Source organism: Rhizobium sp. BG4, from assembly GCF_016864575.1.
Taxonomy (GTDB): domain Bacteria; phylum Pseudomonadota; class Alphaproteobacteria; order Rhizobiales; family Rhizobiaceae; genus Rhizobium.
The window spans coordinates 287,614-299,480 of sequence record NZ_CP044126.1; the positions used below are offsets into that span (position 1 = coordinate 287,614).

The 11,867-nt window shown below is 63.1% G+C and carries 9 protein-coding genes, 1 pseudogene and 1 riboswitch; of the genes and pseudogenes, 7 read left to right on the top strand and 3 right to left on the bottom strand.

Annotated features, from left to right (window positions below; genetic code table 11):
• The first annotated feature begins 417 nt into the window (after window positions 1-417).
• The 7 genes from F2982_RS21480 to F2982_RS21510 all read left to right on the top strand — a co-directional run bounded on the left by F2982_RS21480 (window position 418) and on the right by F2982_RS21510 (window position 9,111).
• Window positions 418-1,074, top strand: coding sequence for a DUF2291 domain-containing protein (locus F2982_RS21480; protein ID WP_203430822.1), 657 nt, complete (start codon window positions 418-420; stop codon window positions 1,072-1,074).
• Entirely contained in the window at window positions 1,071-2,615 is a 1,545-nt protein-coding gene (locus F2982_RS21485; RefSeq protein WP_112710993.1) for a sugar ABC transporter ATP-binding protein, read from the top strand. The genes F2982_RS21480 and F2982_RS21485 overlap by 4 nt, the downstream gene beginning before the upstream one ends.
• A 23-nt stretch (window positions 2,616-2,638) precedes the next feature.
• Entirely contained in the window at window positions 2,639-3,691 is a 1,053-nt protein-coding gene (locus tag F2982_RS21490; RefSeq protein ID WP_112710992.1) for an ABC transporter permease, read from the top strand.
• A gap of 110 nt (window positions 3,692-3,801) precedes the next feature.
• Window positions 3,802-4,749 carry a D-ribose ABC transporter substrate-binding protein gene (locus F2982_RS21495; protein WP_203430823.1) on the top strand — a complete coding sequence of 316 codons (948 nt, stop codon included), beginning with the start codon at window positions 3,802-3,804 and terminating at the stop codon, window positions 4,747-4,749.
• Window positions 4,750-4,926: 177 nt separating this feature from the next.
• Window positions 4,927-5,769, top strand: a complete 843-nt coding sequence (locus tag F2982_RS21500; RefSeq protein ID WP_130281252.1) for a DeoR/GlpR family DNA-binding transcription regulator — start codon at window positions 4,927-4,929, stop codon at window positions 5,767-5,769.
• Window positions 5,770-5,805: 36 nt separating this feature from the next.
• Window positions 5,806-7,320, top strand: coding sequence for an FGGY-family carbohydrate kinase (locus F2982_RS21505; protein ID WP_203430824.1), 1,515 nt, complete (start codon window positions 5,806-5,808; stop codon window positions 7,318-7,320).
• A gap of 45 nt (window positions 7,321-7,365) precedes the next feature.
• On the top strand, window positions 7,366-9,111 hold the full coding sequence (locus F2982_RS21510; RefSeq protein WP_203430825.1) for a glycerol-3-phosphate dehydrogenase/oxidase: 1,746 nt from the start codon (window positions 7,366-7,368) through the stop codon (window positions 9,109-9,111).
• 59 nt (window positions 9,112-9,170) lie between these two features.
• On the opposite strand, the gene F2982_RS21515 is transcribed toward F2982_RS21510, so the two are convergent.
• The 3 genes and pseudogenes from F2982_RS21515 to F2982_RS21525 form a co-directional block, all read right to left on the bottom strand.
• A complete protein-coding gene (locus F2982_RS21515; RefSeq protein WP_203430826.1) occupies window positions 9,171-9,647 on the bottom strand; it encodes a 6,7-dimethyl-8-ribityllumazine synthase in 477 nt (158 codons plus the stop codon).
• Between the two features lie 112 nt (window positions 9,648-9,759).
• Window positions 9,760-9,901: riboswitch (FMN riboswitch) on the bottom strand.
• Window positions 9,902-9,963: 62 nt separating this feature from the next.
• Window positions 9,964-11,328: an FAD-containing oxidoreductase gene (locus tag F2982_RS21520; RefSeq protein WP_203430827.1), complete on the bottom strand. Its 1,365-nt coding sequence runs from the start codon at window positions 11,326-11,328 to the stop codon at window positions 9,964-9,966.
• A pseudogene (locus tag F2982_RS21525) lies at window positions 11,325-11,785 on the bottom strand (DUF4126 domain-containing protein). The gene F2982_RS21520 and the pseudogene F2982_RS21525 overlap by 4 nt, the downstream one beginning before the upstream one ends.
• Window positions 11,786-11,867: the final 82 nt, after the last annotated feature.

An 11,867-nucleotide genomic window follows, 5' to 3' on the forward strand; every position in this document is an offset into this window, starting at 1 on the left:
TTTCTATACAGATACTTACTGAACGTAACGACTTTGGGCTTTTTGTGCGCCTGCCACATCAGTTTGCTGCGATGCAGCGCGATAAAAACCATGTGAGAGTCTGGTTAGGCAAGCATGTGCTGATAAAATGGCCGTTGACATCTGTTAAAATTCATAACATTGTTTCCGGCATAAATAACACAGTTCTATCACGGAAGCTCACTTCCGGATGGAGATTGCAGGTTCCGGCGGCTGGAGGAGACAAGCGCCGGCTCTCTGTCGAGGAGGCTTCCAATGCTGATTTTCATCGCGCCCTGCGTCGTCGCAGACTGCCCGCCGGTTCTTCAGCCGGCCAGCCGTCCTGCCGCGGCACGGCTCCGATCGTAATCGCACCCAGCCCCTCCGCTTCACCATCTCCTGGACAAAGGCCGTCACGACATGAGTACACAGCCCGATTATGCAGCCCCCAAGCCCGGCAGCGGCAATCTGAAGCTCATCGTCAGCGCCGCATTCGCGGTCGTCGTCATCGGCGCCATGGCGCTCGACACCACGGTCGTGAAGATCGGCTCGGCAAACGATGTCCGGCAGCAGGCCTTTTCGCCTGAGACCTTCGGTAGCGCGCAGTTCCCGAAGATCCAGGCTAATGTCGAGCAGCGCGCTGTCGCAGCCGCCGAACTGGCAACCGCGATCGCCGCCGACAAGAAGGCCGCGAGCGAGAAATACGGCACAGCGACAAGCACCGGTCCGGTCATTCCGGTGACCCTGACCGGCACCTTCGGCGCCCGCAAGTCGAACACCAATGAAATGAAGATCGACGGATTGCCTCCCGAGACGGTGGTCCGTGTCCAGACCGGTCCCGCGGTCAACGGCACGGACCTCCGCGATGCCACCGGCGAGATCGAATTCGGCCAGTTCACCAACCAGATCCAGTATCAGGATGCCGGATCGGCCATCAACAACGAGATGAAGAAGACCGTGCTTTCCGGTCTCGATCCGGATCAGCTGGACGGTAAAACCGCGACCGTCGTCGGCGTCTTCAAGCTCATCAACCCGAAGAACTGGCTGATCACGCCGGTGAAGGTCGAGGTCAAATGAGCCAGCCGCTGCGCAATCCCGGAACCCAGGGCGAGGTCGTGCTCGCCGCCCGAAACATCGCTAAGTCCTATGGCAATGTTCACGCGCTCAAGGGCGTGAACTTCGATATCCATCGCGGCCAGGTGACGACGCTGTTCGGTGAGAACGGTGCCGGCAAGTCGACGCTGATGAAGATCCTTTCGGGCGTGGTGCAACCGACCTCCGGCGAGATCGTACTCGACGGTTCGCCGATCAGCTTCGCGTCCTCGACCCATGCCCGCGAATGCGGCATCTCGATCATCCACCAGGAACTGAGCCTGGCGCCTAATCTCAGCGTCCGCGACAACATCTTCATGGGCCGCGAGATCATCAAGGGCGGTGTCGTCGATTTCGCCGAGGAAGAGCGCCAGACCCGGGCGCTGATGGAAGAACTCGAAGAGGATATCGATCCGCTGACGCGCGTCGAGGACCTCCGCCTCGGCCAGCAGCAGATCGTTGAGATCGCCCGCGCGCTCTCGGTCAATTCCCGCATCCTGATCATGGACGAGCCGACATCTGCGCTGAGCGCCACCGAAGTCGAAGTTCTCTTCAAGGTCATCCATGACCTGACGGGCCGCGGCGTCTCGATCGTCTATATCTCGCACCACCTCGAAGAGGCGCTGCAGATCACCAATCACGCCGTCGTCCTGCGCGACGGCACGATGACTGCCTATGCCGAGCGCAAGGATATCGACCTCGAATGGATCGTCCGCAACATGGTGGGCGAGAACTTCGACCTCGGCAGCCCGCCTGAAGGACACCAGTTCGGCGAAGTGGCGCTGTCGATCGAAGGCCTGACCGTTCCCGGTCCCTCGGGCGCCGCCTATAACGCTGTCGATCGCATGTCGCTGAAGGTGCGGGCCGGCGAGGTCGTCTGCATCTACGGACTGATGGGGGCAGGGCGCACCGAGCTTCTGGAATGCGTCGCCGGACGGCTGCGCTCCAGCGGCGGCCGCGTTCTGCTCGAAGGGCAGGATGTCGGCGCCCTCAGCATTGCCGGGCGCATCGAAAGCGGCCTCGTCCTCGTTCCCGAAGACCGCCAGCGCGACGGCCTAGTGCAGACCATGACCGTCGGCTCCAATCTGTCGCTTGCCAGCATTGGCGCCTTCACCAAGGGCCTTTTCACATCCGGCCGCCGCGAGCGCGATCTCGTCACCGAGTCGATCCGACGCGTACACGTCAAGACCGACGGCGGCGAGGCGGCAATCGGCTCGCTCTCCGGCGGTAACCAGCAGAAGGTCGTCATCGGCAAGATGCTGGCGACGGAACCCAAGGTCATCCTGCTCGACGAACCGAGCCGCGGCATCGATATCGGCGCCAAGGCCGAAGTCTTCAAGCTGCTCGCCGAGCGCGCCAAGCAGGGCCTCGCGGTCATCTACTCGACGTCGGAAGTCAACGAGTGCCTGAGCATCGCGCATCGCATCATCGTCATGCACCGCGGCCGCATTTCGGCAGAGTTCGGCTCTGACGTCACCAAGGAAAAGATCATGGCCGCCTCCGGCGAGTCCATGGTCGCGCACTAGCCCGGAATTATGGAGCACTGATTATGTCAGTCACAAACGTCACCGAGAAGAAGTCAGTTTCGAACGGGCAGAAGCGGAACACCAATATCGTGCGCCTGATCCTGGAAGGACGCGCGTTCTTCGCGCTGATCGTCATCATCGCGGTCTTCTCCTTCCTGTCGCCCTACTATTTCAGCCTCAACAACTTCCTGATCATGGCCTCGCATGTGGCTATCTTCGGGATCCTGGCGATCGGCATGCTGCTGGTCATCCTGAACGGCGGCATCGACCTTTCGGTCGGCTCGACGCTCGGCCTTGCAGGCTGTATCGCCGGCTTCCTGATGCAGGGCGTCACACTCAGCTATTTCGGCGTCATTCTCTATCCGCCGGTCTGGGCCGTCGTGGTGCTGACCTGCGCGCTCGGCGCGGTGGTCGGCGCGGTCAACGGCGTGCTTGTCGCCTATCTCAAGGTGCCTGCCTTCGTCGCCTCGCTCGGTGTCCTCTATGTCGCCCGCGGCATCGCCCTCCTCATGACCAACGGCCTGACCTACAACAATCTCGGCGGCCGTCCCGAACTCGGCAATACCGGCTTCGACTGGCTCGGCTTCAACCGCCTTGGCGGTGTGCCGATCGGCGTCATCGTTCTTGCGGTCCTCGCCATCGTCTGCGGCATTGTGCTCAGCCGCACCGCCTTCGGCCGCTGGCTCTATGCATCGGGCGGCAACGAGCGCGCTGCCGACCTTTCGGGTGTTCCGGTCAAGCGCGTCAAGATCATCGTCTATGTGCTCTCGGGCGTCTGCGCCGCGATCGCCGGCCTGGTGCTGTCCTCGCAGTTGACCTCCGCCGGTCCGACGGCGGGCACCACCTACGAACTGACGGCGATCGCAGCCGTCGTCATCGGTGGCGCGGCACTGACGGGCGGACGCGGCACGGTGCGCGGCACCATGCTCGGCGCCTTCGTCATTGGCTTCCTGTCGGATGGCCTCGTGATCATCGGCGTCTCCGCCTACTGGCAGACCGTCTTTACCGGTGCGGTGATCGTTCTCGCCGTCCTGATGAACAGCATCCAATACGGCCGCCGGGTCAAATCGTCCTAACGGCTGAAACCGAACTTATCCACGACGGCAGGCCTCTGGCGCAAAGGCCGATTGGGGAAAGCACCGCCGGATCATCGGCACCAACTGAGCTCACTAATGGGAGAGAGACTATGTTTAAGAAAGGCATGCGCATTCTTCTGGCCGCCGCGGCTGTCGCACCGATCCTCGTCAGCAGCGCCTGGGCAGCAGGCCAGATGACGATCATCGTCAACGACCCGTCCAACCCCTACTGGCTGACGGAAGGCAACGTTGCCAAGGCAACCGCTGAAAAGCTCGGCTACACGGCTTCCGTCAGCGCCCACAAGGGTGACACCAACACCGAGAGCAACCTGATCGACACGGCTATCACCAACAAGTCGGTCGCGATCATTCTCGACCCGGCAAACGCTGACGGCTCCGTCGGCGCGGTGAAGAAGGCCGTTGCCGCCGGCATCCCGGTCATCCTTGTCAACGCTGAAATCAACCAAGAAGGCCTGGCGAAGGCGCAGCTCGTTTCCAACAACGCCCAGGGTGCCGCCCTTGGTGCGCAGCAGTGGGTCGAAGCTGTCGGCGACAAGGGCAACTATGCCGAACTCTTCGGCGCCCCCTCCGACAACAATGCCGCAACGCGCTCGAACGGCTATGAAACCGTGCTGTCGCAGTACCCGGACCTGAAGAAGGTTGCCAAGGAAGTTGCCGATTGGGACCGCACCAAGGGTCACAACAAGATGCAGTCCATGCTGCAGGCAAATCCTGACATTGTCGGCGTCATCTCCGGCAACGACGAAATGGCCCTCGGCGCCATCGCAGCGCTGAAGGAAGCCGGCAAGCTCGCCAACATCAAGGTCGGTGGCTTCGACGGTTCGCCGGATGCTGTTGCCGCGATCAAGGCAGGCGAACTGCAATACACCGTCCTCCAGCCGGTTGCGATCTTCTCCGAAGAAGCCGTCAAGCAGGCCGACAACGTCATCAAGAACGGCAGCACCGGCGCCAAGAGCGAAAAGCAGCTCTTCGATTGCCTGCTGATCACCAAGGACAATGTCGATAAGTACACCGGTCCGTTCGTTCTCGAGCCGTAATCGGTCGGGCGCCCGCAAGGGCGCTCTCCAAGCCGGGCGGCATCCACCCGCCCGGCTCCCCGCATGCCTGAAACGGTTGCCCGCGGGATAAGCCGCCCGTTCCGTTTCGCCATTTTGCCTTGGCACGGCAATCACTGTACGAAGCTGGTATCCAGAATTCAGCGACAGGGGTGACCCGTGACACAGAAGACCAGCCAGGGCGAAGATCTGTTGGAGCAGCTTACGAGCGACAGCCGGCAGACGCGCCAGATCGCGCGCCGCCGCATGATCGCAGAGGCCGTGATGAGTGAAGGCTCGATGCGGATTGAAGACCTGACCGACCGTTTCGGCATCAGCCTGATGACGGCGCATCGCGATGTCGATGAGCTCGTCAGCCGCGGGCTGTTTCGCAAGACGCGCGGCATCGTGACGGCCGCCGCCACCAATCTCATCGAATCCAGCGACGTCTATCGCTCCAACCGCCAGGCGAGCGAAAAGAAGCTGATCGCCGAGGCAGCAATGCAATTCGTCGAGCCCGGCCAGGCGATCTTCTTCGACGATTCCACCACCGTCCTGCAGATGGCAACGCATCTGCCGTCCAGGGTTCCCGTCACCGCGATCACCAATTCGCTGACGCTGATGAATGCGCTGACCGGCATGCACGACGTGACGCTGCTGGCGCTGGGCGGGCAATATTACAACTGGTGCAACGCCTTCATGGGCCGCATGACGATCAGCGAAATCAAAGGCTTGCGCGCGGACGTTGCCTTCATTTCGATGTCGGCGATCAGTGACGGCACCGTGCTGCACCAGTCGCCGGAGACCGTCGATACCAAGCGCGCCATGTTCGACTGTTCCGTCAAACGCATCCTGCTTGCCGATCACACCAAGTTCGAACGGCGGGCACTTCACAGTTTCGCAGCACTGGACGAGTTCGATGTCGTCATTGTCGACGACAAGACCAATCCCGTGCATATCGACCGCATGCGGTCCAAGGATATCAACGTGGTGGTTGCCCGGGGTGCCCAGGGGCGCTCGTAAGGTGGCTTGCCCGTTGCACAAACGAGGTAAGGGCGAATGCCGAGTCTGCTCGGGATCGATAGTGGCCTGACGGTCACCAAGGCCGTCATTTTCGACATCGACGGCACGCCGCTCGCAGTCAGCAGGCGCCGCGTCACCCAGTTCATGCCGAAGGCGCGCCATATCGAGCGCGATATGGAGGAGCTCTGGACGGCGACCGCCGATGCCATCCGCGAGGCGATCGCGCTGAGCGGCCGGCCGGCGAACGACATCCAGGCGATTTCCGCCACGGCGCATGGCGATGGCATCTATCTCCTCGATCACGACCAGAAGCCGCTCGGCCGCGCCATCCTCTCGCTCGACAGCCGGGCAGGAGAGATCGTCGATCGGTGGGAAGGCGAGCTGGCGGATGCCTCGATAGAGCTGACCGGCCAGATTCCGCATGTCTCGGCACCCTCGGCACTGCTCGCCTGGATTCGTGAAAACGAGCAGGAGCGGTTTCAGCAGATCGGCCACTTCATCAGCTGCAAGGACTGGCTGCGCTTCTGCCTCACCGAGATCATCGGCACCGACCGTACCGAGGCCAGCACCTCCTTCACCAATGTGCGCACGCAGGATTATAGCCAGGACGCGCTGAAGCTCTTCGGTCTCGAAGCGCTCGTTCACGCCCTGCCGCCGGCCTCCCGCTCCGACCAGATCGTCGGGCGGGTAACACGCGAGGCGGCGCTACGGACCGGCCTTGCCGAATGCACGCCGGTCGTCGCCGGATTGCATGATGTCACCGCCTCGGCGCTAGGCGCTGGGGGATACGGGCAGGGCGTCGTCGCCGTCATCGCCGGGACCTATTCGATCAACGAGACGCTGTCTTCCGAGCCGCGCGTCGACAGGCGGTGGTTCTGCCGCAACGGCATTGCGCCCGGCATCTGGAACAGCATGTCGATCTCGCCGGCCTCGACCGCGAATTACGACTGGTTTCTCGATACGCTCTGCGCCGGCGAGCGGGCACAGGGCGGCGCGATCCACGCGCTGCTGGCGCCGGAAATCGACGCGGCCTTCGAGCGCCCGTCGACCGCGCTCTTCCACCCCTATCTCTTCGGTTCGCCCTATGGCGCCGCAGCCAGCGCGAGCTTCTTCGGTCTTGGCGGCTGGCACGATCGCGGCGACATGCTGCGCGCCGTCCTCGAAGGTATCGCCTTCAATCACCGTATCCATGTCGATGCGCTGCGCGATGGTTTTTCCTTCGATCGGGCGCGGCTCGCAGGCGGCGTGTCGCGCAATCCGACCGTGGTGCAGATGTTTGCCGACGTGCTCGGCATGCCCGTGACTGTGACCGAGACCGATGAGGCAGCGGCCTGGGGTGCGGCGCTTTGCGCCGGATCGGGCGCCGGAATCTATGCCGATCCGCAAGCCGATCCCCGTGACATAGCAAGCATCGCCAGGACCTGCGAACCGGATGCGGTACGCAGCGCCGATTACGAGAAGCGCTACCAGGTATTCCGCGAAATCGCCGAGGCGATGACGCCGCTCTGGCCGAAGATTGCCGGCCTCGCACCCGCCAACTTGGCAAACTGACAAGACGAATGCCGGCGCTCCCAACCGGCGATTTAGGATACGACCATGACAGCCGACATGCAGCAGCGCTTCTCGCACCTAGGAGAGGGCGATATCGACGTCCTGATCATCGGGGCGGGTATCAATGGCGCCGGACTTTTCCGCGATCTCTCGGCGCAGGGCATCAACTGCCTGATCATCGACAAGGGCGATTTCGGATCCGGCACCAGCGCCGCGCCCTCGCGCCTTATCCACGGCGGCCTGAAATATCTCGAGACAGGCGAATTCGGCCTCGTGGCGCAATCGACGCTGGAGCGCAATCTCCTTCTCAAGAACGCGCCGCATTGCGTCGAGCCGCTGCCGACCTTCATCCCGGTCTTCTCCTGGACGCGCGGCATCTGGGCGGCCTTGCGGACGCTGTTCGGCTCGAAGACGGCGCCGCGCAGCCGCGGGGCCGTGCTGATCAAGATCGGCCTCGGCCTTTACGATTTCTTCGGCTCGCGCGACCGTGTCATGCCCAAGCACCGGCTGATCCTCAAGAGGCAGGCGCGCAAGGAAATGCCGCATGTCACACCGGCGATCGTCGCGGGCGGCATCTATTACGACGCCAAGATCAGCCGCCCGGAGCGGCTTGTCTATGAACTGGTCAAGGATGGCTGCGATGCCAATCCGAAGAGCCTGGCCGCCAATTTCGCGATACTGGATTCCGTCGAGGAGGGCCGGCTGACATTCCGGCAGGCTGACGGGTCGAGCTTCGCCGTGAAGCCGAAGCTTGTGGTCAATGCGGCTGGCCCCTGGATCGATCACGTCAATACCGCGCTCGGGGCGCCGTCACACCTGATCGGCGGCACCAAGGGCTCGCATATCCTGCTCGATCAACCCGAACTGGTACGCAGCCTGAACGGCCACATGATCTATTTCGAGGCCGACGACGGCCGCATCTGCCTCGTCTACAGCTATCTCGGTCTGGCGCTGGTCGGCTCGACCGATATCCCGGCCGATGACCCTGACAATGTCCTCTGCGAGGAGCCGGAGACGGATTATTTCCTCGAAAGCGTCCGCTCGCTGCTGCCGACGCTGCGCTTCGACCGCGACCAGATCGTTTACAGCTATAGCGGCATCCGCCCGCTGCCCGCCTCCGATGCGACGGCACCGGGCCTGATCAGCCGCGATCATTCCGCGCCGGTGAAGGAGCCGGAAGGCAACCGCCCGTTCCCGATCGTCTCGCTGGTCGGCGGCAAGTGGACGACGTTCCGCGGCTTTGCCGAAGAAGTCGCCGATACCGTTCTCTCCCGGCTGCAGCGCGACCGCCGGGAATCGACGCGCTATCTGGCGATCGGCGGCGGCAAGGGCTTTCCTGCCGATGGTGAGAAGCGCGGACACTGGATCAAGGATTTGGCCGCGAAGGGCGGCGTGACGATCGAACGCGCCGACGAATTGCTGAGCCGCTACGGCACGACGGCTGCGCCGATCCTCACATTCGCTTCGGTTCAGTCTGACGACACGAGACTGACCGGCGCGCCGCGCCACAGCTTCAGGGAGATCGACTGGATCGCCAGAAGCGAGCTTGTCGTCCACCTCGCCGATATCGTGCTTCGCCGCACGACGCTGGCGATCGAGGGGCGGCTGACGATCGAGGGGCTGAGAGAAATCGCCGGTATTGCCGCCGCAGCTCTCGGCTGGGATGCGGCGCGGACGGAAAGCGAGATCGCCGACGTCACCGGTCAATTGAGCCGCTTCCACGGCCAGACGCTGACGAGCACCGCGCCGGCTGCCGGCCGCGAGAAAACCCCGCGCCCGGCTTCAGGCTGACTTTGCTCAAGAGCCAACGCGCCGGTGCCATTTCCGGCGCGCTAGCTTGTTTCATGCGATCAGAGAGCTGTGACCGCCAGGTTGCTGCGTGCCTCGAGGATTGCCCGGCAGGCATTGGCAGCCTCCTGGCCCTTGATCACGAAGTGGTTCATGAAGAACTCGATATGGGCTTCGCTTTCCTGGAAGTGATGCGGCGTCAGAACTGCGGAGAGAACCGGGATGCTGGTGTCCAGCTGGACACGCATCAGGCCGTCGAGAACGGTGCCCGCGACGAAATCGTGCCTATAGATGCCGCCATCGACGACGAAGGCGCAGCCGAGGACTGCGGCATATTTGCCGGTGCGGGCGAGCGTCTGCGCGTGAAGCGGGATTTCAAGGGCGCCGGGAACGTCGAAAATCTCGACATCGGCGGCGTTGCCGCCTTGCGCCTGCCACGTCGAAACGAAGGAATTCACACACTGGTCGACGATACCGGCATGCCAGCGGGCACGCACGACGGCGATCTTGATGCGCTGGGGTTTGGTTGCGATAGTCATGTCTCTGCCTTTCAAGGGTGCCATTTCTGGCGGTTGCGTCGAGCCGCGAAGCGGCCCAATTCTCCCTTGGGCGAACAGCACTGCACACCTCTCGCGCGGAAAGGTGCTGCCTGCATGCTCTCTTCCATCCGGACTATACCGTCGGCTCCGGCCTCTCACCGGATCTGCTGACCTTCCATTTGCGGAAGCGCTCGCGGGCTCCGGGTTTCCCCGATACCGCCGGTGGGGAATTTCACCCCGCCCTGAGAACAGCGCGAGATAAATCCAAATCTGGCATGGATGCAAGTCCGGAAACGGCGTCAGATGACCTGTTTGGTCAAACAGGCTTGAGATCGCCGATGATGGTCGGAATGAGCTCCGACACGGTCGGATGGATCGGCACCGACCATTGCAGGACCGGGAAGGTGGTTCCGGCATTCATGGCGTCGATGATCCCGTGAATCGCCTCGTCGCCCTCGATGCCGAGGAAGGCGGCACCCAGGATTTCCTGCGTCTCCGCATCGGCGACGATCTTCATGAAGCCCTTGGTCTCGCCCCGCTCATTGGCGCGTCCCACGCGGCTCATCGGCCGTTTCGAGACGGCGATCTTGCGGCCGGAAGCACGCGCCTGCTTCTCCGTCATCCCGGCCCGGCCAAGCGGCGGGTCGATATAGAGTGCATAGGCCGGAATGCGGCTCGACACCTTGCGGTCGCCGCCATCAAGCAGATTGGCGGCTGCGATCTCGAAGTCGTTATAGGACGTATGCGTGAAGGCGCCGTGGCCGTTGCAGTCGCCGAGCGCATAGATGCCCTCGACATTGGTCATCAGCCGCTCATCGACAGTGATGAAGCCGCGTTTGTCGGTCGCGACACCTGCCTTGTCGAGACCGAGATCACCGGTATTCGGCGTGCGGCCGGTGGCGACGAGCACATGGCTTGCCTTGATATCCGGCTTGCCGGAAATCGAGACGGTGATGCCGTCACCCGCCTTGGCGAAAGCGATGTTCTCCGCTCCGGTATGAACGGCGATGCCTTCGGAAGCGATGATCTCCTCGATCGCATCGGAGACATCCTCGTCCTCGCGCGAGGCGAGTTTCGGGCCGCGCTCGATGACCGTCACCTCGGCCCCGAAGCGGCGATACATCTGTGCGAATTCGAGGCCGATATAGCTGCCGCCGATCACCACGAGATGGCGGGGCAGGGTATCGAGCTGGATGATCGAGGTGCTTGTCAGATAGTCGACATCGGCGAGGCCCGGAAAATCCGGAATGGTCGGCCGGGCGCCGACATTCAGGAAGATCTGCGGCGCAGTCAGCACCTCGCCATTGACCTCGACGGTCCTGGCGCCGGTGAATGTCGCGTGGCCATAGATCACCTCCATGCTCTTCATGCCGGAGAACCAGCCGGTCAGCCCGTTGCGGGCGTTCATCGTCACGGTTTCGGCGCGCTTGCGCACCACCTTCATGTCGATCCCGATCGGACCCGAAATCTTGACGCCATAGTCGCCGCCGGTGCGCGCCACATGTGCGGCGCGGGCGCTGGCAACCAGCGTCTTCGTCGGCATGCAGCCCGCATTGACGCAGGTGCCGCCGAGATATTTGCGCTCGATCAGCGCCACTTTCATGCCCTTCTCGGCCATGCGGGCAGCGAGGAAGGGGCCGGCCTGACCGGCCCCGATGAAGATGGCGTCGTAGGTCTTCATGCGACGGCCGATACGATGAGGACGGCGCCGACGATGGCGACTGCGTCTTCGATGAGGGCCGCCGGTGTATCCCTGCCGAAAATGGCCGCGAGCTTGCCGCGGGCAGCAGCACCGCCCAGCGTGCCCACGACCGCGCCGACCACACCGGCAATCAGGCCGCCGACGAGCGAACCGCCGGAGGCGCCGATCGTGGCGCCGGTCAGCGCCCCATGATGAGGCGGGCGCCGAACTGCATCGGCACCTTGCGGCTCGGCGTCGTCGGCAGCTGGTCGGTGATCAGCTCGACGGCGGCGAGCACCGTGAATATCCACGGCGTCCACTTGTAGCCCATGAAGGCAAGCGGGGTCTGCGATACGTCGAACCAGCCGAGAGCCGCGCCCCAGGCAACGGCGGCGGGTGCAGTCATGGCCCGAAGGCCGGCAATGATCCCAATCAAAAATGCAAGAAATAGAAGCATGCGAGGGTCCCCTTCCTCTGCGACTGCCGAAACGGCAAAGCCAGCGTGGCACAAAGCTCTACCGGTTGCAATTGGGGGTGGA

Bases quoted from the DNA above. Each gene is read 5' to 3' on its own strand.
- F2982_RS21515 (WP_203430826.1), bottom strand. From the start codon at position 9,647: ATGACTATCGCAACCAAACCCCAGCGCATCAAGATCGCCGTCGTGCGT.
- F2982_RS21485 (WP_112710993.1), top strand. From the start codon at position 1,071: ATGAGCCAGCCGCTGCGCAATCCCGGAACCCAGGGCGAGGTCGTGCTC.
- F2982_RS21520 (WP_203430827.1), bottom strand. From the start codon at position 11,328: ATGAAGACCTACGACGCCATCTTCATCGGGGCCGGTCAGGCCGGCCCC.
- F2982_RS21480 (WP_203430822.1), top strand. From the start codon at position 418: ATGAGTACACAGCCCGATTATGCAGCCCCCAAGCCCGGCAGCGGCAAT.
- F2982_RS21505 (WP_203430824.1), top strand. From the start codon at position 5,806: ATGCCGAGTCTGCTCGGGATCGATAGTGGCCTGACGGTCACCAAGGCC.
- F2982_RS21510 (WP_203430825.1), top strand. From the start codon at position 7,366: ATGACAGCCGACATGCAGCAGCGCTTCTCGCACCTAGGAGAGGGCGAT.
- F2982_RS21495 (WP_203430823.1), top strand. From the start codon at position 3,802: ATGTTTAAGAAAGGCATGCGCATTCTTCTGGCCGCCGCGGCTGTCGCA.
- F2982_RS21490 (WP_112710992.1), top strand. From the start codon at position 2,639: ATGTCAGTCACAAACGTCACCGAGAAGAAGTCAGTTTCGAACGGGCAG.